The following is a 25,716-nucleotide window of genomic DNA, read 5'->3' as shown; positions in this document are numbered from 1 at the left end:
TTTAAGTGAAATGTACCAGGGCTAAATAACGCAGTTGGCTAGTGCATTGCGCTAATAGTTTGATTTTTCGAAATGCGTAGACTGATTAACTAGCTTAAGAGCTCAACTTTTAAAGCTTTCGGATAACTAAACTTTCGGATAATTAAACAAGGTGGCGATATGAAAACACAATCAGGAATAAAAACAAAAGTAAGTGGCTTACTTAAAAAGTTAGCGCTTCCACTGGCTATCTCTTTAGCCACTTATTCTCAGGCACATGCAGCCGACGTGAATACCACAGGCTTAGCTGTAACAGAAGATACAGTTAAGGTTGGTATTTTACATTCAGTAACCGGCACCATGGCGATTAGTGAAACAGGTTCTGTCCAGGCTGAAAAGCTTGCGATTGAACAAATAAATGCCATGGGTGGTGTATTGGGTCGTAAAATTGAATATGTGCAGGAAGATGGCGCAAGTGATTGGCCGACGTTTGCTGAAAAGTCGAAAAAGTTATTAGTTAACGACAAAGTTGCGGCCGTTTTTGGATGTTGGACTTCAGCGTCTCGTAAAGCCGTTTTACCTGTGTTTGAGCAATATAACGGGATGTTATATTACCCGACGTTTTATGAAGGCTTAGAGCAGTCACCAAACGTTATTTATACAGGGCAAGAAGCGACTCAACAGATTCTTGCAGGGATTGACTGGCTGGTTAAAAATAAAGGGGCAGAAAAATTCTTCTTGTTGGGTTCTGATTATATTTGGCCCAGAACCTCTAACAAAATAGCGCGTAAACACATCCAAAAGTTAGGTCTTAAAGTGGTTGGCGAAGAATACTACCCACTTGGCCACACCCAATTTAACTCTGTTATCAACAAAATAAAGCTTAAGAAACCAGATGTTATTTATGCGATTGTGGTAGGTGGTTCTAACGTTGCCTTTTACAAGCAATTAAAAGCCGCTGGCATTGATATGACTAAAGAAAAGCCATTGGTACTGACTATCTCAGTAACTGAAGATGAAATTTTAGGTATTGGCGGCGAAAATATTGAAGGTGCTTATGCTGCGATGAAATATTTTCAAAGCATTGAAAATAAAAATAATGAATCTTTCGTATCGGCATTTAAAAAGCGCTGGGGAGACGACATTGTTATTGGCGACGTAACGCAAGCTGCATATTTAGGTCCTTGGTTATGGAAAGCGGCGGTCGAAAAAGCAGGATCTTTCGATATCGATAAAGTTAGAGCGGCTTCACCAGGAATTGAATTAACCACTGCACCTGAAGGCTATGTTCGTATCCATGAAAATCATCACCTTTGGTCTAAAACGCGTATCGGTCATGCTCAAGCAGACGGTCAATACGATATTGTTTATGAAACTGACGAGTTGATGGAACCTAACCCGTTCCCTAAAGGTTACCAATAAAACCTCTTGGCGTGGGTTAGTTTTAGCCCACGCTATCTCATCATTACAAGATGTTTCAATATGACCGGAGGATGGGGATATGTTTGCTGAATACAGCGCATCTGAACTAACGGCAATTTTTGCAATGCAAGGCTTTGCCGGCTTAATACTCTTTTCTGTGCTTGTTTTAATGGCGCTTGGTTTGGCAATTATTTTTGGCCAAATGGGTGTGATAAATATGGCTCACGGTGAGTTTATGATTTTGGGGGCTTATATTACTTATTTGACTTCCAATGTGTTTGCTGAATACCTGCCTAGTTTATTTGTAGGTTACTTTTTTGTTGCCATGGTGCTGGCATTTGGGGTCACATTTTTACTCGGGATGGCTGTTGAATGGGGGTTAATTCGTTTCTTATATAAACGCCCTTTAGATACCTTGTTAGCAACTTGGGGATTAAGTTTAATTTTACAGCAGCTTTATCGTACTATTTTTGGCGCAAGAGAAGTGGGTGTGAGTTTACCCGATTGGATGATGGGCTCTTACGCACTGACCGATATTATAGAAGTGCCAATTAACGGTATTTTTGTGATGATCCTAACGTTAGTCATCGCGTTAAGCGTGTATTGGTTGATGTATCGATCAGGTTGGGGACGTCAAGTTAGAGCGGTTGTTCAAAATAGACCAATGGCAAGCGCAGTTGGCATTAATACCGAAAAAGTAGATCGTGTAACTTTTGGATTAGGTTGTGGTATTGCTGGTATTGCAGGCAGTGCATTTACCATGGTTGGTTCAACGGGCCCAACTTCTGGACAGCTTTATATTGTTGATACTTTCTTAGTTGTTGTTTTTGGTGGTGCACAAAGTTTACTTGGCACAATAGCTTCAGCTTTTTCAATTTCACAAGCTCAATCTACCATGGAGTTCTTCTTGAGTGGTTCTATGGCTAAGGTACTGACCTTGTTGTTTGTTGTCGGCATATTGATGCTTCGACCACAAGGCCTATTCGCGATGAAAATCCGTCACTAAGGATAATATTATGATGCATTCATTAAAACAGATATTTCCGCGCAATGATTTGGTCGCTTTTGCTGTATTAGCTGCAATTCTAGCGATTGTTTTTCCGCTAACTATGGATATTTTTAGGCTTAACCTAGTTGGAAAATATTTAACTTATGCCTTTGTCGCTTTAGGGTTAGTTTTATGCTGGGGTTATGGTGGCATTTTGAGCTTAGGTCAGGGAATTTTCTTTGGGCTAGGCGGTTATTGCATGGCTATGTTTTTAAAGCTTGAGGCTTCAAGCCCTGAAAATACAGCGATTCAATCAACGCCTGGTATTCCTGATTTTATGGACTGGAACCAAATAACCGAGCTTCCTTGGTTTTGGGAACCCTTCCATAGTTTACCTTTTACTATTTTAGCTGTGATGGTTGTACCCACAGTATTTGCATTCTTTATTGGTGTAGCCATGTTTAAGCGGCGTGTAGGGGGTGTTTATTTTGCGATTATTACCCAAGCTATCGCTGCCATTTTAACTATCTTAATTATTGGTCAGCAAGGTTTTACCGGAGGTGTAAACGGGATCACTGATTTAAGAACTTTCTTGGGTTGGGATATTCGTACCGACAGCGCTAAATACCTATTATATTTTGTTAATTTAGTTTTATTGTTTATCTGCTTAGTGATAGCTCAATTTGTTCGTAAAAATAAATTGGGTCGCATCTTAGTTGCAATGCGAGTTCGTGAAGAAAGGGTGCGTTTCTCGGGCTATGACGTTTCAAATTTCAAAATATTTGTATTCTGCTTAGGGGCGCTATTTTCAGCACTAGGCGGCGCCATGTTTACATTGCAAGTCGGATTTATGTCACCAACATTTGTGGGCATAGTGCCTTCAATTGAAATGGTTATCTTATGTGCCGTTGGTGGTCGTTTATCGATATTTGGCGCAATTTACGGTGCATTATTAGTTAATTTTGCAAAAACTACTTTTTCTGAAACCTTTCCTGAACTTTGGTTATTCGCAATGGGCGCTTTGTTCATTAGCGTTGTGCTGTTCTTTCCGAATGGTTTAGCAAGTTTGTACCAAGAATACTTTTTGCCTTGGGTTAAAACCAAGTTCAACTTAACTAACAAAGCCAGCAAAGCCATAAATGCTGAGCTTGAATCTAAAGTTAAACCACAAGTTGAACCACAAGTTGAACCTAAAGAACAGCAAGATAATTCAGCGAAATTACCAGCAGGTGCCAGATATGAAAGCTAATGATTTTGTTTTAGCGGTTGAGGGATTAACCGTTTCTTTTGATGGATTTAAAGCAGTTAACGATTTATCTCTATACGTTGATGAAGGAGAAATACGAGTCATTATTGGCCCTAACGGTGCCGGAAAAACCACCGTTTTAGATTTAATTTGCGGGAGAACTAAATCAACTTCAGGCTCGATTAAATTTAGAGACAAAGAGCTGACAAAAATGAGCGAGCACCAAATTGTTCATGCCGGAGTGGGGCGTAAATTTCAAAATCCGTCTATTTATGAAGACCTCACTGTATTTGAAAACTTGGAGCTGTCTTACCCCAAAGGCAGAGGGGTATTTGGGGCTTTGTTTTTCAAAAGAGATCAGGATGTGATTAATCAAGTACAAGCCATTTCTGAAAGTATTTTTTTGGAGAACTTGCTCGATAAACCGGCTGGTTTATTGAGCCACGGCCAAAAACAGTGGTTAGAAATAGGAATGTTACTAATTCAGGATCCTGATTTGTTGATGTTAGATGAGCCCGTAGCCGGCATGTCTGTAGCCGAGCGTCGAAAAACAGCTGAGCTACTTAAGCGTATTACTAAAGGTCGTTCAGTCGTTGTTATCGAGCATGATATGCAATTCGCTGAAGAAATTGCAGATAGAGTAACCGTATTGCACCAAGGCAAAGTGTTGTCTGAAGGCAGTATGGAACGAGTGCAAAACGACCCTAAGGTGATTGAAGTTTATTTAGGTCACTAATTTAGAGTTATCAGGCGGAGAAAATTATGCTGCAAGTTAAAGATTATCGTGTTTCTTATGGCCAAAGCGAAGTAGTGCACGGCGTTAACTTTGAAGTTAAAGAAAATGAAATAGTAGCCATTATGGGCAGAAATGGCATGGGGAAAACTTCATTAATGAAATCACTGGTAGGCATGGTGCCCGAGAGTGGCGGCTCTGTTTCATTGGGCGGAACCGATTTAACCGGAATGAAAAGTTTTGCTCGTGTTGCCAATGGTGTCGGTTTTGTACCTCAAGGACGAATGATATTTTCAACAATGACAGTGCTTGAAAATATTGAAACCGGATTAACCTCAACTAATCAATCTAGGCTAACGGATGATAGCGACCTCTACGAGTTATTTCCTGTTTTAAAAGAAATGAAAAAACGCAGAGGTGGCAATTTATCAGGGGGCCAACAGCAACAACTAGCGATTGCCAGAGCGCTCGCTAGTAACCCTAAAGTATTAATTTTAGACGAGCCCACAGAGGGAATTCAGCCTTCAATCATTAAAGAAATGGCTCGAACACTTAAACGTATTCGCGATGAGCGAGGTTTATCTATTTTGGTGTCTGAGCAAGTTTTAAGTTTTGCCTTAGAAATTGCTGACAGAGTCTTGGTGATTGAAGGGGGCAATATCGTTCATCAAGATGAAATCGCCAATATAGATGAAGACAAAGTTGCCAGTTATTTATCAGTTTAATGTTTTATAAATTTATTCCATTTTTACCGCAACCCAAACTGCGGCTGGTCCGCAAGGAGAACTACAATGACTAAAACAATTATCAAAGTTGATTTAAACCAATCTGCATATGAAAATGAAAAGCTTCATAATCGTTGGCATCCAGATATCCCGATGGCTGAAACGGTCAAACCAGGTGATGATTTTATTATTGAATGTATTGACTGGACTGGCGGCCAAATTAAAAATAATGACGACGCGAGCGATGTTCGGGATGTTGATTTAACCCAAGTGCATTTTTTATCAGGCCCTGTTGGGGTAGAGGGTGCTGAACCCGGTGATTTATTAGAAGTTGATATTTTAGATATAGGTACTTTTGATGAAAGCCAGTGGGGTTTTAATGGTTTCTTTTCAAAGAAAAATGGGGGTGGGTTTTTAACCGAGCATTTCCCCGAAGCGCAAAAATCGATTTGGGACTTTAAAGGTATGTTTACGTCGTCTCGACATATACCGGGAGTTGAGTTTGCAGGCATGATTCACCCAGGTTTAATTGGTTGTTTACCCTCTTCAGAAATGTTAAATGAATGGAATACTCGCGAAAAGGAGCTTTACGATACCGAGCCAGATCGAGTTCCCGGGTTAGCTAACTTACCTTATGCTGATACTGCTCATATGGGCAAAATGAGCGGCGATGCTAAGAAAGCAGCGGCAGCTGAAGGCGCTCGTACCGTGCCGCCTAGAGAACACGGCGGTAATTGCGATATTAAAGATTTATCTCGTGGTTCAAAAGTATACTTTCCGGTTTATGTAAAAAATGCAGGATTGAGTGTTGGCGACTTACACTTTAGCCAAGGTGATGGTGAAATTACGTTTTGTGGCGCAATAGAAATGGCTGGGTGGATACATTTACGCGTTAAGTTAGTAAAAGATGGTATGCGTAAATATGGCGTAAAAAATCCAATCTTTCAACCAAGCCCAATTACTCCAAAATACGATGACTACCTTATTTTTGAAGGGATTTCAGTTGATGAACAAGGCAAACAACATTACTTGGATGTAAATGTTGCCTATCGTCAGGCTTGCTTAAATGCCATTAACTACCTTGAAAAATTTGGTTATACCCGCGCTCAAGCTTACGCAATTTTAGGGACCGCGCCTGTGCAAGGTCATATTAGTGGCGTGGTAGATGTGCCTAATTCATGTGCGACTTTATGGCTACCAACCGATATATTCAAAGAAGATATTAAGATCAATTCTGAAGGACCAACCAAATACTACGATGGATCAATTGATGTACCAAAAGCGCCCGACTTAGATTAAAGCACTACATTTTTAGCGTTATTTGCATACTGCTCTGTACCCTGTTTGGCTCAGAGCAGTTTAAATGCTTACGAAATATTGATTGTGTTTATTTAACGAGAACAGAATGAACTAATATTGGAGTTATGCTATGCCATTATACGATTATAAGTGCAGTAAACATGGTGTTTTTCAAAAGATGGTGCCAATTGCGTTGGGCGATAAACCATGCGAGTGTCCACATTGTGCTCAACTGAGTGCTAGAGTTATTTTAGTTGCCCCAGAAATCCTGAATATGGCAACTGAAAAACGAAAAGCCCATGAAACTAACGAAAAAGCGAGTCATCAACCTGTGTTTTCTACAGTTGAAAGTCGAGATAAAAAGCATGGTCGAAATTGTGGCTGTGAAAGCAAAGCAAGTAAAAGTTCTCGAGCCGTTTATCTAGCAGATGGGAGTAAAATTTTCCCATCTGCCCGCCCTTGGATGATTAGTCATTAAATTAACCTTAACTCGGGTTAGATTACATTGCTGGCTGAATAGTATTATCAGCTAGCACCTCCCTGAATTTTTTAAAATTTGCGATAAGTCACTTCACACTTATCCCCAGCTTAGGTATGCTTTGTCGCAATTTTATCAATTCTAAAAATATACAGGGAAGCGCTTTATGTCGCAGTCATTAACAACCGTTATTCTTGCCGCTGGTAAAGGCACAAGAATGAAATCGTCATTACCTAAAGTTCTGCATAAAATAGGTGCTAAACCTATGGTTAAGCATGTTATTGATGCGTCGCATTCACTCGATGCACAAAAGCTTATTATGATTTATGGTCATGGTGGCGATAAATTAAAAACTGCATTAGCAGCAGAATCATTAATTTGGGTTGAACAAAAAGAACAATTAGGCACAGGCCACGCTGTACAGCAAATTATTCCTGAAATTACCGATAACGAGCAAGTGCTTATTTTATATGGCGACGTACCCCTAATTAGTTCAGCCACGCTTGAAAAACTATTAACCTCAGCGCCAGATAAAGGCATAGGGTTATTAACCGTTAATCTTGAAAACCCAACCGGATATGGCCGTATTATTCGTGACACAGATGGCAACGTAACCGCCATTGTTGAAGAGAAAGATGCAAACGGCATGCAAAAACAAGTGAACGAAGTGAATACCGGCATTTTAACCGCACCTGCGAGTTTACTTAAAACTTGGTTAGCGGATTTATCTAACGATAATGCCCAGCAAGAATATTACTTAACCGATATTATTGCTATGTGTGCGGACCAAGGTTATCCGATTGAAACTGCAAACCCAGCAGAAACGGCCGAGGTAGAAGGCGTTAACAATCGTTTGCAACAAGCTACATTAGAGCGAATTTATCAACAGAAACAAGTTGAAAGCCTAATGGTTGAAGGGGTTACATTTAGAGATCCAGCCCGCGTTGATGTACGTGGTACGGTAAGTGTTGGTCAAGATGTGGCAGTTGATATCAATGTGGTTTTTGAAGGTGACGTTGAACTGGGTAACAATGTTACCATTGAACCAAACTGTATTTTACGTAACTGTAAAATTGCCGATGGCACCTTAATTAAAGCCAATACCATTATTGAAGATGCCGTGATAGGCCAAGCTTGTTTTATTGGGCCATTTGCGCGTATTCGCCCAGGGTCAGAATTTGCAGAAGGCGTGCATATTGGTAATTTTGTTGAAACCAAAAACACTAAAATAGCCAAAGGTTCAAAAGCCAATCACTTAAGTTATTTAGGTGATAGCGATGTAGGTGCTGGCGTAAACGTGGGTGCAGGTAGCATTACTTGTAATTATGACGGAGCAAATAAATTTAGAACCACAATTGAAGATAACGTATTTGTTGGATCTAACTCATCAATTGTTGCCCCCGTTAAATTGGCTAAAGGTACAACAGTTGGAGCTGGCTCAACCATAGTTAAAAGCTCTGAAAACGATGAGCTAGTGATTGCCCGCGCTAAACAGCGTCATATATCAGGTTGGCAACGACCGGTTAAAAATAAAAAATAACTTATATTTATAGTGAACCTTCATATTTTAAGAATGCGACAAATTGTCGCATTCTTTGTTTTACACGCTTTTATTAAAGACTAAAATCAACAAACTTATTTTATTCTACTTATTTAAATGCAATTTTTTTGACTTTGTTGCTGTCTACTAATTGAATGATACATTATCAGCCATTACAAAAAGGAAGAGTTCAGACATGTTTAATCAAATTAAATTATTAAAAGGTGCGTTTATTACATTATGCACAGCCACCTTGTTAGCAGCTTGTACCGCGGCCAGTGTAGATAAACAGCACATAGGTGAAGACTCCTATAGCAACCTAGATAGCTTTGTTTTAACCACAGGTGATCGATTGCCATCGGTTACGCTTAACGACAGCCAAGGCCAGCAGCACAATGTTAGTTCGTTAAGTGATAATCAAAATATTTTATTAGTGGTTTATCGCGGTGAATGGTGTCCGTTTTGTATTGGCCAGTTAGAGTCGTTTGAAAACGTGCTACCAGAGCTTAAAAATTATAATACCCGCTTAGTCGCCATAAGTCCTGATAGCCAAGCAACTAACAAAAACACCCAACGAAAATTTGGTTTAGATTATTTGTTTTTAAGCGATGCCAAAATGAAACTTATTGATGAGCTTGGCTTGCGCAAAAACGATAAAGTGCCTCACCCAGCCACAATATTAATAAGCAAAGGCGGCGAAGTACTTTGGTATTATGTAGATAAAGACTTTAAAACCCGGCCAACAGGCGAGCAAATGAAAGCCGTTTTAAAGCAAAATTTAACTAAATAATATTAAGCCCCACGCTGTGAATAACCTGAGGGTAACATGTGGGTTAGCTGTGATTTGGTTGTGAGTTGGTTATTAGTTAGTTATGAGTTAAAAGCGTGCTTTTATAAGCAAAACCAGCAAACAAATTAAATGGCTTGGGCGTTATGCTCAGGCCATTTTTTTACAAAATTTTTTATTCAAGCCCAGTTTAAATGAATCTCTTTACCGTATCGCGCCAAAAGTAATGGGCTTTTGTCTCGGTTAGCCTCAGGGCAAAATCATACTTGAATCATTTTCATACAAAGATTAAAGGGTGAGCCATCATTTTCGCAAAAACGCTGCAAGTACATTCCTGTAAGCTTGAATTTTTCGTCCTGAAAAAACCATTTTGCTCTAAATAACGACTCTCCTAGATACTACCCACTATATTTCAGAATGTGATCTTGCCTATGGTTAGTCTGCATTTAGGTCAATTTATTAAAAAATGACTTGCAGCTTAGCGCTACTTCTGTTTAAATTTCGCCCTAACTTTCAGACCGAAACTTAACCTTAATAAAAAGAAACTAACCGAAAGATGTCAAAACGTAATACTCAACAAAGACGCCACACTATTCATAGCCTAGTTAATGAAAACGGCGAAATGAGCGTTGAAGCTTTATCAGAGCGTTTTGAAACTTCAGTGGTTACTATTCGTAAAGATTTAGCCGCACTTGAAAAAAGCGGACTTTTATTACGCCGTTATGGTGGTGCAGTGCCACTACCGCAAGAGGTGATAACCGACGCTGAAAAAACCGTTTCGCCAGCCAAGCAAAGTATTGCGTTAAAGGCGGCTGAGTGCATTCGTGAACATAACCGAATTTTAATCGATAGCGGACGAACAACTGCCAGCTTAATACCGCATTTAAATCACAAACGTGGCTTAATTGTGATGACCAACGCACTAGATGTCGCCAACCAATTACGTGAGCTTGAAAACGAGCCTACTATTTTAATGACAGGCGGCACCTGGGACCCTCATTCAGAATCTTTTCAAGGCCAAGTTGCTGAGCAAGTTTTAAGATCTTATGATTTTGATCAGCTTTTTATTGGTGCCGATGGCATAGATTTAGAGCGCGGTACCACCACTTTTAACGAACTCATCGGTTTAAGCCGAGTGATGGCAGAGCAAGCCAGAGAAGTCATAGTGATGATAGAGTCAGACAAAATTGGCCGCCGAATCCCAAACCTAGAGCTAAACTGGAATCAAATTACAAGAATCATCACCGATTCAGACATTACAGCTGAAGCGGTTAAACAAATTGAAAAAATGGGTGTGGTTGTGAATATCGCCAACTCACCAAAACAAGGATAAAGGAACATAAATTATGTGTGGAATTGTAGGTGCAGTAGCACAAAGAGACGTCGCAGAAATTTTATTAGAAGGCCTACGCCGCTTAGAATACCGAGGCTATGATTCAGCCGGCTTAGCCGTCATTCAAAACAGTGAATTGCAGCGTATTCGTCGTGTGGGTAAAGTTAAAAATTTAAGCGAAGGCTTAGCTGATCAATTTTTATCAGGTGGCACTGGTATAGCACACACTCGCTGGGCAACTCATGGTGAACCGACAGAGCGCAATGCCCACCCACACATGTCACAAGACAGAATCGCAGTTGTTCACAACGGTATTATTGAAAACTACCGTGAATTAAAAACACAATTAACCGAGCAAGGCTATCAGTTTAACTCAGATACTGATACCGAAGTATTAACGCACCTTATTCATCAACTATTAGACTCTGGCCTAGATTTACTAGCCGCTGTACAAAAAGCTGCACAAACGGTGACTGGTGCATATGGGACAGCGATTATAGATAAACAAAACCCAGATCAAATGGTCGTCGCACGCTCTGGCAGCCCGCTTGTTATTGGCTTAGGCATAGGCGAAAACTTTGTTGCCTCTGACCAACTTGCACTATTACCGGTAACCAGTCGTTTTATTTATTTAGAAGAAGGCGACGTTGCCCGAATTAGTCGTAAATCAGTTGAAATTTTTGATAAATCTGGCGAACAAGTTGAGCGAAAAGTTAACTTAGTTGACGCTAAAGCGGATTCAGCTGATAAAGGCGAATATCGCCATTACATGATGAAAGAAATTTTTGAACAGCCAACCTGTGTGCGTCAAACCCTAGAAGAGCGAGTTTCAACCTCGGGTATTGAAACTGGCATTTTTGGTAATGGTTTTGAAGAGGTGATCCCTCAAATTAACCACGTAACCATTGTTGCATGTGGAACCAGTTACCACGCAGGCATGGTCGCCAAATATTGGTTTGAACAATACGCAGGTGTCAGTTGTAGCATCGAGATAGCGTCTGAATTCCGCTACCGTAAATTTTATGTTCACAACGGCAGCTTGTTTGTATCAATTTCACAATCAGGTGAAACCGCCGATACTTTAGCCGCGTTAAAACTAGCAAAAGAGCAAGGTTATTTATCGTCACTCACTATTTGTAATGTGATGGGATCATCGTTAGTACGTGAATCAGACTTTCACTTTATGACCCGCGCCGGGACTGAAATTGGCGTTGCTTCAACTAAAGCATTTACCACCCAATTAGTTTCATTATTATTATTAGTATTAACCATTGGCAAACACAAAGGCTTAAATGCTGAAACTGAACTAAACATCGCCTCTGCATTAATGCAGCTACCGGGTAAAATTGAAAACGCATTACTCGCCAATGACGAAATTGAAGCCCTAGCTGAAGAGTTTGCCGACAAACACCATGCATTATTTTTAGGCCGCGGTGAGCAATACCCAATTGCAATGGAAGGTGCGCTTAAACTTAAAGAAATTTCATACATTCACGCCGAAGCTTACGCAGCCGGTGAATTAAAACACGGTCCAATTGCATTAATTGATGCTGAAATGCCAGTGATTGTAGTCGCCCCTAATAATGAATTATTAGAAAAACTACATTCAAACGTTGAAGAAGTGCGCGCGCGTGGCAGTGTACTTTATGTATTTGCCGACAAAGACGCCAAATTTGAAAGCGACGAAACTCAAAAAGTAATCAGCGTAGTGCCAACTGAAGATATAATTGCACCGATTGTTTACACCATTCCACTACAATTATTAAGCTACCATGTAGCCGTAATTAAAGGTACAGATGTGGATCAGCCTAGAAACCTAGCCAAAAGCGTAACTGTCGAATAAGTTATTGAAAAATAATTAAATTTTTGGGTAAGCAATTAACATGCTATCCCACAGGTTTATGAGCTGCCATTTACGCAGCTCAAATTTTCGTTCTATTGTAGGTTGCGGTAAGCCAGAGGCGCACCCAACATTGTGGCATATTAAATAAAAATGTTGGGATTCACTTTGCTCGACCCAACCTACCGAGCTTCGCCCGGCTCGGTCTTTATTTAGACTAGCCCACAAAAGCAAGACCAGCCCAGAGTTGTAAGCATAGCCTTCGCAAACTAAGTCCACTTCCAATGCAAAAATTGGCACCATTATATATTGTCCGTTAACCGCCTCAGACTTACCCATTCTTCGCCATATTTTGTAAAGACAGAAGCAAATTTATAACCATCACCATGCGCAGTAAAACAATCCAAGCAAAACATTGCCCAACTTGAATTGTTTTTAAAAGGTCCGTCAACAAAAAACGTTTCGTCGGCCAAAGGGGATTCACAGCACTCACAATCAGGAGGACTACCTATAAATTTTTCGTCGATTTTCGAAAGACAGTCTATATCGAAACACTGCTTCAAAATCATCGTGTGACTAAAAATAGGTTCTACTAAAGCTCCTTTATGGTAGGCATTTATTCTCTGATAAATTTGTCTGACCATTGATTGATTTTCATGCAAATAATAAACAAAGCTTTCAATTGCTTCCTTTGATTCGCAAACAACCCACCTAAAGTCTTCAAATCGTTCGAACCGCCTCTCATTATTGTATTTCCTCACCTTATAGGTTTTGTAACTTAACCCCAAATCAAACAATATGTCGACGTGACGATCATCAGAATGGTCTCCCATCATCATACACACAATATTAGCTACAACACCGTTGTAATACTTATCCAAAATATGTCTAAATCCCTTTGTCGGATTATGAGCTTCTAACATACCTTGGTAAGAAATGTCTTCGTCACTATCAATAACGTTTATCGAAAAGTATGGCAAATATGAGGTTGGATCTTTATAGTGCACCGATAAATAAATCCCCAAAATGCCAAGAGATAAATTGGAAATATTAATTTCTACAATTTTCTTGTCTTCGATTAATTCATTGATGATCGATAACACATGGTTTTTCCATGGGGGATTATTTCTTAAACAATTTTCGACCCTACGTTTTACGTAAGCTGCCTCAGACTTAATTGATAAATTTGCTTTTCCACTAAATTTTTTTGAATCTACAGTTTCAATTTCATTTAATAAAGTGTCGTCAGTTAAACATTGATTCAAACCAAATGTTCCAGCTTTAATCAATTTTAAAACTCGAAACCCCATAAAATGTAATTTTTCCGAAAACTTAGCAGGATTTTCTATGGTTAGGTAATCACACTCTACTAATCCCAAAAGACCAGCAAAATTATCGTAAATTGTTTGAGTATCCGGATTAGCGCATAGTTCTTCGGTATCAACAAATAAATTTTTAGAATATTTCTCTATTTGCCTTAGATAAAACTCTTTACTTTTACGTTGATGAGCAAGAAAAACTAAATATTGGAAAAGTTTAACTTGGGGTATTTGTCTTGGTGAGGAACCAAATAGCGTGGTTAAGGCGGATTCCACCCTATCTTGCTCGTCTTTTGCAAAGGAACTTGGTACTTTCACAACAACGATTATAAAGTCATTTAATTCCAATTTTTTGCAAGATTTCTTAATACTATCAATACCACACTTTAATGAGGTTTTATCCAAATACCAAAAACCTTCATACCAGGGTGCAAACATGCGCCCTTCAGAAAAATCCAGAATTTCCACTTTTGTCGCACGAACATCAGACTGATTGATAAACTCTAGTTGTAAGCCAAGTGTATCTATTGAGCTTTCATGATAAAAACGAGAAAAAGGCACAATCAACTCGCTCCATACCGTCGAAGCAACTATAACTCTTATCTCGTCTTCTCTTGCCGAAAAATGAGATTTTACTCCTTCTAAATACTTGTAGATCTCATGGATCGCCTCTCTAGAGCTGGCGTTAGATTTTTTTAATTCAATAAGTACATGCTTTCCATTTTTATCCCTCGCGTAGATATCAATAAAACCTCTTGTTCCAAGGTCGTTGGGAATGTACTGTTCTTTTTTTAAAAACGTCAACCCAGATTCGATAAGATCGACATTAGCACACAAAATTTCCTGAATTTGCGACTCACTTAAATTTGTCACCATTATATATCCTTTATTTGGGTATTTTTTGAATGTGTAGAACCCGAAATTAGCAGATATTTTTTCGTTATTAATGCTTACCATTGAAAAGTACATAATGTTCTGGTCAATTCCAGTCAGCCACTTTTCTTAAAAAATTAAACGCTGCTAGTTATTAGCTGAGTAAAGCCGTTGCAGGTTGTTCAGAAAAATAGATATTAATAAGAGCTGGTCTTACAATTTTGCTAATACTTGAATAATGTAAAATAAAATACTCATCTATTTCTTTCAAAGTATAACCTCCGATTTGGTAAGCTCCTATAATAGCCTAACCCCAAGTTTGATTTTTCCCATAAGCATTAATGTAAACCCAACCTACAGTAATTGAAAAATCATTGCATTTAAACGGCTTAAACTCATAATCAGACGCCTAATAGAAACATATTTAAGATCTGTCGCCCAAGCCTGATGTTTGTTTATGTCGGCTTACGCGCCCACGGCGCTAAACCGACCTACATTGACCTACACGGTTTCCATTGACCTATGCGGGGTTGTACCGACCTAGATAGATTTGCACTAACCCACACAGACCAATGCCGGTTTCACCAACCAATATCTAATTATTCCTATTTAATCATACCGGTATTGATACCGTCTTTTACCCATTTAATTTTCATTAGTCACTTTTAACTTTTGAACTAAAAAATCTACAGCTGCTTTTACCTTTGGTACTAGGTAGCCTTGTTTTTGATATAACAAATAAACCGCCATATTTGCGTTTTGAGTGATTGCTAATTCATGCTCAAATTTTAGTTCTTGTAGCTTTCCTGATTTAAGGTATGGCGCTAATGCCCATCGCGTAGACATTAATATACCTTCACCGTTACAGGCTTTTTTGGCTAGCCAAGGCCCGTTATTTGAAATCGCGACCGCTGGGCCAGAAACATCTTGCCATTGACCCTCTATATCACATAACCAAGGGGTTGGCCCTGTCGGCGTTTTAAAATAAAGGCCTTTATGTTGCTTTAATTCCTGTACGGTTTGAGGTGTGCCATGCTTTGTTAGGTAACATGGCGAAGCAACAGGAATAAAGCTATTGTCCATTAAGTTTATTGCTAATACGCGCTCATTTGGGGCGTAGCCACCCCGTATTGCAATATCGACATCATCACGGTTAAGAGCTGATAATTCATCGCTTAAACTCACATCTAGTACAATTTCAGGGTATAAAGCGGAAAATTCGTCTAATAAAGGCAGCAATATTTGCTCACCAAAACTCACCATTGAGCTAATACGCAAATGCCCCATTGGTGTTGTTTGATAGCTACGAACGGTTTCGTTGCTTTGTTCTAGCTGATTTAATATTTGTTGAACATCGTTATAATAAATTTGCCCCACTTCGGTTAGCTTTACAATGCGGGTTGAGCGTTTTAAAAGTGTTGCGCCTAAGCTTTGTTCTAAATCAGCCACGCGCCTTGATAAAGAGGAGGGCGGTACATTAAAGGTACTGGCAGCTTTAGTAAAACTGCCAGTTTCAACAACTTTGATAAAGTATTTAATCGCGCGTAGTTGATCCAACAAACTTCTCCATTTAATAAATGCTTTTGTATTATTGTCTTTAAAACAAAAGTGATTCGCATTTTCCCTTATATATAACCGGATTAAAACAAGTAATAATGAGTTTAAGTTAAATTCAGATGCTTAATTGCATTTTTTGGCAATTTAAGCATAACTTTCACGCTAATAATGGAAAGCTAAATTATGAATGAATCAAATATACAACTTATATCTACGATTTCCGACGACAATAAACTAACACTGGCGTTAAAAAATATTGAAATGCCACAACCCGCTGACGATGAGGTGGTGGTTCGCATTGAAGCCGCGCCATTAAACCCGTCAGATTTAGGGGTTATGTTCAGCGGTGCTGATATGTCGACAGCGGTGCAATCTGGTACTGAACAAAACCCAGTGATTACCGCAGATGTTCCAGCTAAAGCTATGCCTGCGTTAAAAACGCGAGTGGGTAAAGCAACATCTGTGGGTAATGAAGGCGCAGGAACCGTTGTTGCGGCGGGCTCATCGGCTGCGGCCCAAGCCTTAATCGGTAAAACAGTGGCGGTGATCGGCGGTGGAACTTATCGTAAATATCACAGTGTTAATGTACAAAGCTGCTTGGTTTTAAAAGAAGAGACGACGGCTAAAGAAGGCGCTTCTTCTTTTGTTAATCCGTTAACGGCATTAGCTATGGTTGAAACCATGCGAGCTGAAGGCCATAAAGCGATTATTCATGCGGCAGCTGCGTCTAACCTGGGGCAAATGTTAAACCGTATTTGTATGGCCGATGGTATCGATTTAATTAACATTGTTCGTAAACCTGAACAAGAAAAACTACTAACGGATATGGGCGCTAAATATGTGGTTAACTCAAGTAGTGATACTTTTCTGGATGATTTAACGGCGGCGATTATTGAAACGGGCGCAACTATTGCTTTTGATCCTATTGGTGGCGGCCAATTAACCAGTGATATTTTAAATTGTATGGAAGTTGCGGCAGCTCGAGATACAAAAGAGTATAGTGTTTATGGGTCTGACACTTTTAAACAAGTGTATATTTATGGCGCATTAAACCGAGGCCCTATTACGTTAAACCGTAACTTTGGTTTTGCGTGGGGTGTAAATGGCTTTTTATTGTTTAATGCGTTAGGTAAATTAGGAACCGACACTGTTATGGCAATGCGCAAACGCGTTGCTAATGAAATCACCACAACATTTGCAAGCCATTATACAGATGAAGTATCACTAACAGAGGCCCTACAGTTATCGTCAATAAAAACCTATGCTAAACAAGCAACAGGTGAAAAGTATTTAATTACCCCTCAAAAATAATTGAGTTTTTAAATGTGTAAAACGCGTCAGCAAGCAAAAACCACAGAGTTATAAATAACTTTGTAGGCGCGAAGCTTGCTCGCGCGTAAATGTTAGCCCCCAATTTGCTGTTATCTTTATTGCTAAGTTTAAAAAATTCACGCTGAATGTATAAGTTAACTTGTGGTTTATAATCGCTTGAGTGTCATGTCTGGATTGCCTACAATGACGCACTTTTATTTTTAACTTATTAAATTCAGGTTTTTAATTATGAGCGATAATAAACCCGCTTTACCGGATCGTTTGTCAATCGATTCACGCAGCAAACACTACGTAGCTGAATGCTTTGAGCATGAAATTGGGATTAAATTAAACGGCAAAGAGCGCACTAACATTGAAGAATATTGTATTAGTGAAGGCTGGGTAAAAGTACCCTCTCCAAAAGCGTTAGATCGCCGTGGTCAGCCGTTGTTAATTAAATTAAAAGGTGAAGTTGAACCTTTTTATAAATAATTCAGAGCGTGCCTTCAGTGCCCGAAATAATTCTGTTTTTGGGCATTTAAAGTCACTCAAAATCCTCATTTTCTAACCAGAGATAACGCCCCTGATTAAAGCCTATTCCATAGTATTTTAGCGTTTTACTACTGCCAACTAACTTTTCATTTAAGCTTGGATAAATCGTTAAACATTCCTGATTAAATTTTAGCTGTTCAGTGCTATTGATGGGCTCAGAAAATTCAGCCCAATCATTTCTATTGACGATAAACCCTTGGTATCCAGCATCGATCATTAGTTGGATTTTATCGGAGTTTTTATATCTAAACTCAGCTAGCCCCAGGTTAGAATGCTTTGAAAGAAAAATATTTAACTTATCGGGCAATTCACAGTTTTGGTTTAGCTTCGAATAAGTGCCAGAGAGCTGGTATGCAACTATGCCTGTTGCTAGTATAAGGATACAAAAGGTTGTTAGACTTTTCATATTACTCTAATTTGGTAAAAGCATGTTGATTTCTGATCGCACTATTAAAATATGTTCCTTGAGAAGCAGCGGTTAATAAGCCATTGTAAATAGAGGATGCAACATTGTTATAGCGGTAAACACTATCGTTATGAAATTTAATATCAAGCAATTCGTTCAGGTTTGAATATCCAAATTGGTAAATAGCGCTTGATGAAGCATTATGTTGAGGGTGCATGGGATATGGAATTAAATTAACTGAAATTGCAGTTAATTGCTTTGCAATTTCTAGTGGTTGCCCATCTTGCCCATTTAAATAGGAATCGACGAGTCCATGTCCTGATTTATCTATATTGTGGACTTGCGATTGAAAGTTCGCCGAGACTGAATTAAATGTACTGCGAACTAAACTCATAACTACGTCTTCTGAGTTGGTTATATGCCCTGTAACATTTGGATAAACACTTGCTATAGGGCCTCCGGGAATATCGACAGGACTTGCTAACTGCATGTGACCTAACATTGGGTAGTTAAATAGCTCATATTTATTCGGGAATTTATAACTGTTATACATTTCGGTTATAATTGCATTTCCGTAAAAATTGCCTTGTGAGTGAGTAATTAGGATGACTCGACTACAAGTATCTAGTAATTCTTTTAAAGCGTATAATCCAAAAATACTAGTCCCTTCATTAAGAGTTTGTTGATACTCATTGCTAATATCTTGCAAAAAAGATTGAAGTCCTAACTTTTCAATCTGAGGCCTGTTCGTTAAGAATCTATGTTCACCATTTAAAAAATCAATGATAGCGTCAGCCGCTTCGTCATCTTCCCATTTGTGTTTTCCTACTTCAAATATTTGAGAAACAAAAAACTCAGATGCGTTGTGATTCCCTGTGACCTCGGAAGAAAACCCTTTTTGTATTAAATACGCCTGAATAAACTGTTTGATTGCAGATTTATTGAGTATGAATCCAACAGAGTCAGTAAACATACCATTAATGTAATGAGTCTTTATTTGATCTACATTTTGTTCGCAAGATGATTGAGCTAAATTACAGAAAAATACGCTTAAAATTAAAGTTAAATATTTCATTTTTCATTCTCCATCACAACCGCTAATTGTTCACAAGGATTAATATTTTCAATATCAAACTCATCTGAGTCGAGTTGGGTATAGAGATTTTCTTGAATAATAAATTTAAATTTAATCCGGTCGAATGTATTGAAGAAACTTGACTCTTTCCAGGCTATATCACTAAAGCTTTGCTTACAAAGTCGAGCTTGGATAAGCCTCCCTAAAGTTTGTTTGGCATTTTCAGCAGATACACTGTGTTGTGAATTAGAAAAAAGCATTAGGTTTGTGTAAATTTTTCCAGCTTTCAGCGCATATTCTTTAGTTTGTTCTGGTATTCTGCTCATTTTTATATGCACTTCAAAATCATCACGAATTAGATTCAAATTTTTATCTGTACCAATCAAACTATTAAATTCATTAGAATTCTCGTCATACTCAGGTAAATCATATCCGATAGCAGGGTGATCAAACGGAAGCCAGTGTTTTTCTTTCCACTTACCTTGCTTAGTTTTTTTTATTAGTGTGTAGTATTTATTCTGGTAAAAAATACTATTGCCAATTTGATAATGTTTTCTGGCAGACCAAGACTCGATAGTTTGTAGCTGGGCTTTTTTGCCAAATGAAGCAATGATATTTTTAGTTGAGATATTTTCTGGTGTCTTTTTATAGGCCGAGACTATTTTGTGCCAATTTTTATCAGGCTGATGGATATAGATATTGTTACCAAACCGAATCATATCGCCCTTTTGGTATTTAAATTCAATATTAAACTCAGGCAAGTCTTCAAATTGAATAGAGTAGGCTGTTAACGGGAACAGTAGCAGAAAAAGAATATACGAAGTCGTTTTCATGACGGATCCTTGTCCATATTTAAAGCATCATGCTTAGAATGAATTTTAACTATGAGCTTAATTGCAATTGCAGAAATTGCAATTATTTAGCAAATTTCAGTACTGTTACCTATATATAGCTGTTTTCCCATAACAATTTAAACCTGTGAACTTGCCTTGCCATATTTGGCTGATAGCTAAACAAATGTTTATTGTTTGCTTTGACTGAGTTAGCATATGTTTTTTTAAGTTTCCCGCTGGACTTTTATTTTGCAAACTTTGACTAAACAACAAATTCGTAGCCAAGTTATTAAATTAACAAAACTTTCAGATAAAAAGCCGGATTATTATTTTATCCAAGGCTATTTATTGGGTTTAGGGGTCAACCCTGAAATGGTTATGCCTAACCATTGGCAAGTGGATTTATTTGGCGATTTTAAGTTTGGTTCGCAAGACGATATGCAACTCTTAAATGCATTAATGGAGCTGTATAACTTGCAAATGGACAGCATAATGCAGCAGCAAATTAAATTACCACCACAATGTGCGTTAAGCATAAACAATTATCAACAGGCTTTGGCACAAGACGCGCCTTTAACCAATTGGTGTGCTGGTTTTGCGAAAGCTTTGTCATTAATTAATACAAAAACTTTAAAGCAAGCTCAACAAAAGGAACTTAAAGATTTACGCTTTGTGGTTAATCAGCTAGCTGGAAACGACCCACAGGCACAAGAATTACTGGCTGAGAATTGTGGCTTTATTCATATTTTATTACAGCATAAAAAATATTTAACAACTCGAATTCACAATACCATTTATGCGATGCGCTTTGAGGGGAATTTAACGCCGGATGCTGATGTTGATCACCTTTATCAAAATGAATCTCAGTCGGAGCTTGTGCACGTAAGTGACGAGCAATTAGAAGAGTTTGATGAGCTGGTTGATATATTTTTAAGCTGTGATTCAACAGAGATTCGCGAAGGGATTTCTGATGTAATTAAAGCTGCAGAAGAACTATTAGGCGATCACTTTGTTGAGGATAACACCGGATATTTTTGGGGACTACATGAAACCCGACCTTATATGATGCTCAGAGCCCGCCGCGCTGAATTTGCGTTTAAAGAAAAGCGTTATCAGGCTTGTGCAGATGAACTTGAAGCCTTAATGGTTTTGAATCCAAATGATAATCAGGGTAATCGCTACCTTTTGATGAACTGTTATGTTTTGCTTAAACAGTGGGATAAATTAAACGAACTGTTATCGCGAGATGATGAAGAAAGCTTATTTACAATGGCAAGTAAAGTATTGAATTTGTATGCATTGCAAGGTGATTCTGCAAAAAGTAAAACCGCGAAAAAAGAGCTGAAACAATATAATAAATTTGTTGAACGCTTTTTAACGGGGCAAGTTAAATTACCGAAAGAACTACCAGAATATTATGGCCTAGGTGATAAAAACGAGGCGGTTACCTATGTTTGTAACGGCGGTAAACTGGCTTGGCAAAGTGTTGAAGGCGCCTTGTTTTGGCTACGCCGAAAATAACCAGTCGCTATGCATTTATAACTGAGCTATAAACGCATTGCTTTAATGTTAAATTCAATGCGTTTTTGTATTGTTGTTTTCATGTCTGCTGGCATTAAACTATTGGTAAGTAATGTTTTATAGTGCTTTTCGACTGCGGCGACTAATTTTTGGCTAAATGCTTTACCTTGAGTAAATCCTAGTCCTATTTTTTCAGCTAACAGGTAAAAGTCTTCACTAGTGTAATAGCCAAATTGCTCATAAGCCTCAGAAAACTGACCATCAATTTCTGATTCTAGTAATGACAAAGACAAATACTCAGTTGCATAATTTGGGTAGGGGGTTATGCTCAAAATATCGTACAGTGGAGTAAAATCTTTCATGGTTGTTGTTCGGCAACCAGGTTCACGGTACAGTGAAAAGTTTTTTAAGTGTAGATCATTATTACCCACAAGGTATGCAAATAAAACTTGCCTAAAACCGTTTAATAATACGGCTTTATTTTTACCGCTGGCTTCAAATAATTTTTTTAATGTCCATTCATATGAAAGTTCAGATGAGCCTTTATTTTTTGGATGTACATTGCAAAGTGATGCAGCATCTTCAATTAAAAACCTGCCACCTTGTGCGCGAATATCAAAGCGTTTGACCACATAACCTAATTCTCCATTTTCAAATGGTACTAATGAGCATTCTGCAACATTAAAGCCAATCGCCTGAGCCAGTCTCATTATAGTAATTTCGTTCTCAGGCAGGAATTTAAAGTTTTTAGGCGCTGGTTTAACGATATACTGTCCGCCCGTTTGTTGAGGAATTAATCGGCCATTTTCAAGTGACATTAATAATTTAGATTGAACTCCTGATACAGAAGCGCCTTTAACATACTTGGGTGCTAAATGTTCCATATCATCGGGGTTACCTTTAATTATAAGGTCATTTTCAGGCATAGCTTTTAAACCAAACATTCGTTTTAGGTGTATTTTGCTATAGCGAACGTCAAATTGACTTGCTTTGATTTGTTTTAAACTACCATTACAAATTAACATATACAGGCTCTACTGATAGTGCACCGATAATATCTTTACCGTTTGCTAATAACAGGCCAAATGAGTCTTGTTTATCTAACCTTTCTATTTGGCTTTGATGGGTTCTAATCCAACCTTCGGAGATCATATTTTCAAAAAAAGGTGGTAGAAAATCGAATTCATAGCGTTTTTGAGTTAAAGGAAATGCATGGCCGATAGGGTCACCAGTTGATATATACTCTTCATTATATTCAAATAGGTACAAGTTATTTTCGGCGGTTAAATCGGAGCAATACTCAGTTATGGAACCCGCTAAATAGCCATTGCAATAAATTAAACCTTGGCGACTAATTTTCATTGTTTGGGTTGCCTATATACAGGTTTTTTCCCATCACATTTAAGATGGCTTGAACACTTTTAATATTGCTATTACTGGGTTCTTGCATAGTTCGGGTGAGCGTTGCTCTACCTATATTAGCTAGTATGGCAAAGTCATTTAATGTGATTGAGTGCGTTTTACAGTATTGGTTAACGATATCACTTAGTTGTCCTATCGAGTGATAAGAATCGATACTAGGTTGATTGATTTTTGCTTTGTACTTTAACGCAGTTAATAAAGCTTCTATCTGCTCGATGCTTTCAGTTATTTCTTTATTGTTCATTTATCGGCTCTTAAAGATAAATAAATTATAATTAATCACTTAAGATTAATTTAAGTTATCAATAACAATATATGATTACCTTAAATTTGGCAAACTTAAAATTAATCTTATTTGAGCTATATTACCTACAATAAGGTTATTAAACTCATATTAGATTAATTTTGTTTTTCTTGAATCAATTATGAGTTTATTTTAGTTTTAATATGATTTTGTAATCAATTTTGAGCTTTATCCGGTATGGGATTTTATCGGAGTTTTTATATCTAAACTCAGCTAGCCCCAGATTAGAATGCCTGGAAAGAAAAATATTTAACTTATCGGGCACTTCACAGTTTTGGTTTAGCTTCGAATAAGTGCCAGAGAGCTGGTATGCAACTATGCCTGTTGCTAGTATAAGGATACAAAAGGTTGTTAGACTTTTCATTTTACTCTAATTTGGTAAAGCATGTTGATTTCTGATCGCACTATTAAAATATGTTCCTTGAGAAACTGAGTTATGGTTTTAATGATTTTGTTTTACCCTTATTAAGCGAATTTTGCCCACCTAATAAATCTCACCTTTTAACTCTACTTGTGTTAAATACACTCGCATATCAAACTCAAGCTGGTGGTAATCTGGCTGCATGTATTCGCAAAGCTTATAAAATGCTTTGTCGTGAGTTTTCTCTTTCAAATGCGCCAGCTCGTGAACCACTATCATGTTTAAAAAGGCTTCTGGTACGTTTTTAAACGTGGATGATATTTTTATTTCGTTTTTACTTTTGAGTTTGCTTCCCTGCACTTGCTGTTTATAGGTATGCAAACCTAAAGCATGATTTACCACATGTATTTTATTATCGAACTTAGCTTGGCTTAATGGCGATGATTGTTTCATAAAGCGTTTTTTTAACGCAAAGGTGTAGTCTCTTAATGCTGCATCTGAATTTATTTGATGAGTATGTGGATATTTACCGCGAAGGTAATCAGCCAACTTATTTTGTACAAGCAAATTTTTAATGCTGGATTGTAAATGTTCAGGGTAGTGTGCAAGATAGATAAGTTTAGCGGCTGACATGATAAGCAATCAGTATGGTCGAATTGAATATGCCGCTAGTATACCAAAAAAGCAAAGCAAAAAAGTGATTAAAGTAGTGGGAATACAGCAGGAAATCGTGTTAAAAAGCTTTTGTTAATTATGCAGGTGAAGTTAGCCGGAAATAAATTTAAATCTAACGCCGGCTATTAATTAAAGGAATCAAAATAACCCATGCCTATTAAAAAATATTTTAAAACGCTGTTTTCAGCCAGTTTTATTTCAGCCACTGCTTTATATAGCCAGTTAAGTGTAGCTGCTGATATTAAACCTAACGCTGTGGTTGCCGCTGATGCTCAGCTGGTTCAAGTTTCTGATCAATTTGAATTTACCGAAGGGCCGGCCGTTGATCAGGCTGGTAATGTTTATTTTACCGACCAACCCAATAATAAAATTTATTTGTGGAAAACAGACAACTCAATTGAATTATTTATGACACCTGCAGGTCGTGCAAATGGTTTATTCATTGATGAGCAAGGCAATATTTTAGCTTGTGCTGATGAAGATAATCAATTGTGGAAAATTTTGCCAGATAAAAGCAAAACAGTTTTGGTTGAAGAGGTTAACAATAAAGCCTTTAATGGCCCCAACGATGTATGGATATCGGATGTCGGTGATATTTATTTTACCGACCCTTATTATCAACGTGACTATTGGAAGCGAACCAACCCAGAATTAAAAACACAAAGCCTATATCGGCTCGATAAAAAAGGACAGTTGCAATTACTAGATGCTGATTTTACTAAACCAAACGGCATTGTCGGTTTTAAAAATAAATTATACGTGGCTGATATTGGGGCAAACAAAACGTATGCTTATACCATAAATAAAAATGGTACTTTATCTGATAAGCGTGTTTTTACTGAGCAAGGTTCAGATGGTATGACGATAGATGAGCAAGGCAATCTTTATTTAACGGGCAAAGGCGTTATGGTATTTAATCCACAAGGTGAACAAATTGCGCATATTCCAGTAGAAAAGGCTTGGACAGCGAATGTTACTTTTGCTGGAAAGCACAGAAAAACCCTATTTATAACCGCAATGGATTCTGTATACACTTTAAAAATGAAAGTGGCGGGCGTGAAATAAAAATTAGATAAAAAGCTAAATATTTGAATTTAAGAAGCGTTAAGTTTAGCAATATAACCACTAAAGCGTATT

General features: G+C 38.0%; 25 protein-coding genes. 15 read left to right on the top strand and 10 right to left on the bottom strand.

The genetic code is table 11. From position 1 onward, the window contains the following. Nucleotides 1-159 precede the first annotated feature (159 nt). The 11 genes from urtA to glmS all read left to right on the top strand — a co-directional run bounded on the left by urtA (nucleotide 160) and on the right by glmS (nucleotide 12,373). Nucleotides 160-1,401, top strand: a complete 1,242-nt coding sequence (urtA, locus tag OLW01_RS13890) for an urea ABC transporter substrate-binding protein (protein WP_268074519.1) — start codon at nucleotides 160-162, stop codon at nucleotides 1,399-1,401. Nucleotides 1,402-1,480: 79 nt separating this feature from the next. After that, nucleotides 1,481-2,407 (top strand): urea ABC transporter permease subunit UrtB, encoded by a 927-nt coding sequence (gene urtB / locus OLW01_RS13885; RefSeq protein ID WP_268074518.1) that lies wholly within the window; start codon nucleotides 1,481-1,483, stop codon nucleotides 2,405-2,407. 10 nt (nucleotides 2,408-2,417) lie between these two features. Next, nucleotides 2,418-3,638: an urea ABC transporter permease subunit UrtC gene (gene urtC / locus OLW01_RS13880; RefSeq protein WP_268074517.1), complete on the top strand. Its 1,221-nt coding sequence runs from the start codon at nucleotides 2,418-2,420 to the stop codon at nucleotides 3,636-3,638. Continuing rightward, the gene (gene urtD / locus OLW01_RS13875; RefSeq protein WP_268074516.1) at nucleotides 3,628-4,371 is read left to right on the top strand and encodes an urea ABC transporter ATP-binding protein UrtD; all 744 of its coding nucleotides are present in this window, start codon (nucleotides 3,628-3,630) and stop codon (nucleotides 4,369-4,371) included. Before urtC ends, urtD begins: the two co-directional genes overlap by 11 nt. A gap of 26 nt (nucleotides 4,372-4,397) precedes the next feature. Then, the gene (gene urtE / locus OLW01_RS13870) at nucleotides 4,398-5,093 is read left to right on the top strand and encodes an urea ABC transporter ATP-binding subunit UrtE (RefSeq protein WP_268074515.1); all 696 of its coding nucleotides are present in this window, start codon (nucleotides 4,398-4,400) and stop codon (nucleotides 5,091-5,093) included. Nucleotides 5,094-5,159: 66 nt separating this feature from the next. Beyond that, a complete protein-coding gene (fmdA, locus tag OLW01_RS13865) occupies nucleotides 5,160-6,392 on the top strand; it encodes a formamidase (protein WP_268074514.1) in 1,233 nt (410 codons plus the stop codon). A 130-nt stretch (nucleotides 6,393-6,522) separates the two neighbouring features. Further along, nucleotides 6,523-6,870: a zinc ribbon domain-containing protein gene (locus tag OLW01_RS13860; RefSeq protein WP_268074513.1), complete on the top strand. Its 348-nt coding sequence runs from the start codon at nucleotides 6,523-6,525 to the stop codon at nucleotides 6,868-6,870. Between the two features lie 166 nt (nucleotides 6,871-7,036). Beyond that, entirely contained in the window at nucleotides 7,037-8,410 is a 1,374-nt protein-coding gene (gene glmU, locus OLW01_RS13855) for a bifunctional UDP-N-acetylglucosamine diphosphorylase/glucosamine-1-phosphate N-acetyltransferase GlmU (protein ID WP_268074512.1), read from the top strand. A gap of 196 nt (nucleotides 8,411-8,606) precedes the next feature. After that, nucleotides 8,607-9,200, top strand: a complete 594-nt coding sequence (locus OLW01_RS13850) for a peroxiredoxin-like family protein (RefSeq protein WP_268074511.1) — start codon at nucleotides 8,607-8,609, stop codon at nucleotides 9,198-9,200. 553 nt (nucleotides 9,201-9,753) lie between these two features. After that, the gene (locus OLW01_RS13845) at nucleotides 9,754-10,530 is read left to right on the top strand and encodes a DeoR/GlpR family DNA-binding transcription regulator (RefSeq protein ID WP_268074510.1); all 777 of its coding nucleotides are present in this window, start codon (nucleotides 9,754-9,756) and stop codon (nucleotides 10,528-10,530) included. Nucleotides 10,531-10,543: 13 nt separating this feature from the next. Beyond that, nucleotides 10,544-12,373, top strand: a complete 1,830-nt coding sequence (gene glmS, locus OLW01_RS13840) for a glutamine--fructose-6-phosphate transaminase (isomerizing) (RefSeq protein ID WP_268074509.1) — start codon at nucleotides 10,544-10,546, stop codon at nucleotides 12,371-12,373. 15 nt (nucleotides 12,374-12,388) lie between these two features. Here glmS and OLW01_RS13835 read toward each other — a convergent pair whose 3' ends face one another. The 3 genes from OLW01_RS13835 to OLW01_RS13825 all read right to left on the bottom strand — a co-directional run bounded on the left by OLW01_RS13835 (nucleotide 12,389) and on the right by OLW01_RS13825 (nucleotide 16,119). After that, a complete protein-coding gene (locus tag OLW01_RS13835; protein ID WP_268074508.1) occupies nucleotides 12,389-12,673 on the bottom strand; it encodes a hypothetical protein in 285 nt (94 codons plus the stop codon). Further along, entirely contained in the window at nucleotides 12,673-14,565 is a 1,893-nt protein-coding gene (locus OLW01_RS13830) for an endonuclease NucS domain-containing protein (protein WP_268074507.1), read from the bottom strand. The genes OLW01_RS13835 and OLW01_RS13830 overlap by 1 nt, the downstream gene beginning before the upstream one ends. Nucleotides 14,566-15,207: 642 nt before the next feature. Continuing rightward, a complete protein-coding gene (locus tag OLW01_RS13825; RefSeq protein WP_268074506.1) occupies nucleotides 15,208-16,119 on the bottom strand; it encodes a LysR family transcriptional regulator in 912 nt (303 codons plus the stop codon). Between the two features lie 183 nt (nucleotides 16,120-16,302). Here OLW01_RS13825 and OLW01_RS13820 point away from each other — a divergent pair, with 183 nt between their 5' ends. After that, a complete protein-coding gene (locus OLW01_RS13820) occupies nucleotides 16,303-17,430 on the top strand; it encodes an MDR/zinc-dependent alcohol dehydrogenase-like family protein (protein WP_268074505.1) in 1,128 nt (375 codons plus the stop codon). A 249-nt stretch (nucleotides 17,431-17,679) separates the two neighbouring features. Then, complete coding sequence (locus tag OLW01_RS13815) at nucleotides 17,680-17,922, top strand: DUF3297 family protein (protein ID WP_268074504.1); 243 nt, start codon at nucleotides 17,680-17,682, stop codon at nucleotides 17,920-17,922. A 52-nt stretch (nucleotides 17,923-17,974) separates the two neighbouring features. Here the strand turns inward: OLW01_RS13815 and OLW01_RS13810 are convergent, their stop codons facing one another. From OLW01_RS13810 to OLW01_RS13800, 3 genes are all read right to left on the bottom strand, one after another. Next, nucleotides 17,975-18,289 (bottom strand): hypothetical protein, encoded by a 315-nt coding sequence (locus tag OLW01_RS13810; protein ID WP_268074503.1) that lies wholly within the window; start codon nucleotides 18,287-18,289, stop codon nucleotides 17,975-17,977. A gap of 100 nt (nucleotides 18,290-18,389) precedes the next feature. Then, nucleotides 18,390-19,463 (bottom strand): KTSC domain-containing protein, encoded by a 1,074-nt coding sequence (locus OLW01_RS13805; RefSeq protein ID WP_268074502.1) that lies wholly within the window; start codon nucleotides 19,461-19,463, stop codon nucleotides 18,390-18,392. Then, entirely contained in the window at nucleotides 19,460-20,296 is an 837-nt protein-coding gene (locus OLW01_RS13800) for a hypothetical protein (RefSeq protein ID WP_268074501.1), read from the bottom strand. The genes OLW01_RS13805 and OLW01_RS13800 overlap by 4 nt, the downstream gene beginning before the upstream one ends. 249 nt (nucleotides 20,297-20,545) lie before the next feature. On the opposite strand from OLW01_RS13800, the gene OLW01_RS13795 reads away from it, so the two are divergent. Further along, a complete protein-coding gene (locus OLW01_RS13795; RefSeq protein WP_268074500.1) occupies nucleotides 20,546-21,817 on the top strand; it encodes a UPF0149 family protein in 1,272 nt (423 codons plus the stop codon). A gap of 26 nt (nucleotides 21,818-21,843) precedes the next feature. Here OLW01_RS13795 and OLW01_RS13790 read toward each other — a convergent pair whose 3' ends face one another. The 4 genes from OLW01_RS13790 to OLW01_RS13775 all read right to left on the bottom strand — a co-directional run bounded on the left by OLW01_RS13790 (nucleotide 21,844) and on the right by OLW01_RS13775 (nucleotide 24,537). Beyond that, nucleotides 21,844-22,842 (bottom strand): type II toxin-antitoxin system HipA family toxin, encoded by a 999-nt coding sequence (locus OLW01_RS13790; protein ID WP_268074499.1) that lies wholly within the window; start codon nucleotides 22,840-22,842, stop codon nucleotides 21,844-21,846. Next, the gene (locus OLW01_RS13785) at nucleotides 22,829-23,179 is read right to left on the bottom strand and encodes a HipA N-terminal domain-containing protein (protein WP_268074498.1); all 351 of its coding nucleotides are present in this window, start codon (nucleotides 23,177-23,179) and stop codon (nucleotides 22,829-22,831) included. Before OLW01_RS13785 ends, OLW01_RS13790 begins: the two co-directional genes overlap by 14 nt. Further along, nucleotides 23,169-23,483, bottom strand: coding sequence for a hypothetical protein (locus OLW01_RS13780; protein ID WP_268074497.1), 315 nt, complete (start codon nucleotides 23,481-23,483; stop codon nucleotides 23,169-23,171). Before OLW01_RS13780 ends, OLW01_RS13785 begins: the two co-directional genes overlap by 11 nt. Nucleotides 23,484-24,027: 544 nt before the next feature. Beyond that, complete coding sequence (locus OLW01_RS13775) at nucleotides 24,028-24,537, bottom strand: YgjP-like metallopeptidase domain-containing protein (protein WP_268074496.1); 510 nt, start codon at nucleotides 24,535-24,537, stop codon at nucleotides 24,028-24,030. A 192-nt stretch (nucleotides 24,538-24,729) separates the two neighbouring features. Between OLW01_RS13775 and OLW01_RS13770 the strand changes: the two genes are divergently transcribed. Beyond that, entirely contained in the window at nucleotides 24,730-25,644 is a 915-nt protein-coding gene (locus tag OLW01_RS13770; RefSeq protein WP_268074495.1) for an SMP-30/gluconolactonase/LRE family protein, read from the top strand. The last annotated feature ends 72 nt before the right edge of the window (nucleotides 25,645-25,716 follow it).

It is taken from the genome of Catenovulum adriaticum (assembly GCF_026725475.1).
Lineage (GTDB): Bacteria > Pseudomonadota > Gammaproteobacteria > Enterobacterales > Alteromonadaceae > Catenovulum > Catenovulum adriaticum.
This window is presented reverse-complemented; position numbering and strand designations above follow the sequence as displayed.

What these genes read in the sequence shown, in the direction of transcription:
- urtA (WP_268074519.1), top strand. Translation starts at nt 160, where the DNA reads ATGAAAACACAATCAGGAATAAAAACAAAAGTAAGTGGCTTACTTAAA.
- urtB (WP_268074518.1), top strand. Translation starts at nt 1,481, where the DNA reads ATGTTTGCTGAATACAGCGCATCTGAACTAACGGCAATTTTTGCAATG.
- urtC (WP_268074517.1), top strand. Translation starts at nt 2,418, where the DNA reads ATGATGCATTCATTAAAACAGATATTTCCGCGCAATGATTTGGTCGCT.
- urtD (WP_268074516.1), top strand. Translation starts at nt 3,628, where the DNA reads ATGAAAGCTAATGATTTTGTTTTAGCGGTTGAGGGATTAACCGTTTCT.
- urtE (WP_268074515.1), top strand. Translation starts at nt 4,398, where the DNA reads ATGCTGCAAGTTAAAGATTATCGTGTTTCTTATGGCCAAAGCGAAGTA.
- fmdA (WP_268074514.1), top strand. Translation starts at nt 5,160, where the DNA reads ATGACTAAAACAATTATCAAAGTTGATTTAAACCAATCTGCATATGAA.
- OLW01_RS13860 (WP_268074513.1), top strand. Translation starts at nt 6,523, where the DNA reads ATGCCATTATACGATTATAAGTGCAGTAAACATGGTGTTTTTCAAAAG.
- glmU (WP_268074512.1), top strand. Translation starts at nt 7,037, where the DNA reads ATGTCGCAGTCATTAACAACCGTTATTCTTGCCGCTGGTAAAGGCACA.
- OLW01_RS13850 (WP_268074511.1), top strand. Translation starts at nt 8,607, where the DNA reads ATGTTTAATCAAATTAAATTATTAAAAGGTGCGTTTATTACATTATGC.
- OLW01_RS13845 (WP_268074510.1), top strand. Translation starts at nt 9,754, where the DNA reads ATGTCAAAACGTAATACTCAACAAAGACGCCACACTATTCATAGCCTA.
- glmS (WP_268074509.1), top strand. Translation starts at nt 10,544, where the DNA reads ATGTGTGGAATTGTAGGTGCAGTAGCACAAAGAGACGTCGCAGAAATT.
- OLW01_RS13835 (WP_268074508.1), bottom strand. Translation starts at nt 12,673, where the DNA reads ATGGTGCCAATTTTTGCATTGGAAGTGGACTTAGTTTGCGAAGGCTAT.
- OLW01_RS13830 (WP_268074507.1), bottom strand. Translation starts at nt 14,565, where the DNA reads ATGGTGACAAATTTAAGTGAGTCGCAAATTCAGGAAATTTTGTGTGCT.
- OLW01_RS13820 (WP_268074505.1), top strand. Translation starts at nt 16,303, where the DNA reads ATGAATGAATCAAATATACAACTTATATCTACGATTTCCGACGACAAT.
- OLW01_RS13815 (WP_268074504.1), top strand. Translation starts at nt 17,680, where the DNA reads ATGAGCGATAATAAACCCGCTTTACCGGATCGTTTGTCAATCGATTCA.
- OLW01_RS13805 (WP_268074502.1), bottom strand. Translation starts at nt 19,463, where the DNA reads ATGAAATATTTAACTTTAATTTTAAGCGTATTTTTCTGTAATTTAGCT.
- OLW01_RS13800 (WP_268074501.1), bottom strand. Translation starts at nt 20,296, where the DNA reads ATGAAAACGACTTCGTATATTCTTTTTCTGCTACTGTTCCCGTTAACA.
- OLW01_RS13790 (WP_268074499.1), bottom strand. Translation starts at nt 22,842, where the DNA reads ATGTTAATTTGTAATGGTAGTTTAAAACAAATCAAAGCAAGTCAATTT.
- OLW01_RS13785 (WP_268074498.1), bottom strand. Translation starts at nt 23,179, where the DNA reads ATGAAAATTAGTCGCCAAGGTTTAATTTATTGCAATGGCTATTTAGCG.
- OLW01_RS13780 (WP_268074497.1), bottom strand. Translation starts at nt 23,483, where the DNA reads ATGAACAATAAAGAAATAACTGAAAGCATCGAGCAGATAGAAGCTTTA.
- OLW01_RS13775 (WP_268074496.1), bottom strand. Translation starts at nt 24,537, where the DNA reads ATGTCAGCCGCTAAACTTATCTATCTTGCACACTACCCTGAACATTTA.
- OLW01_RS13770 (WP_268074495.1), top strand. Translation starts at nt 24,730, where the DNA reads ATGCCTATTAAAAAATATTTTAAAACGCTGTTTTCAGCCAGTTTTATT.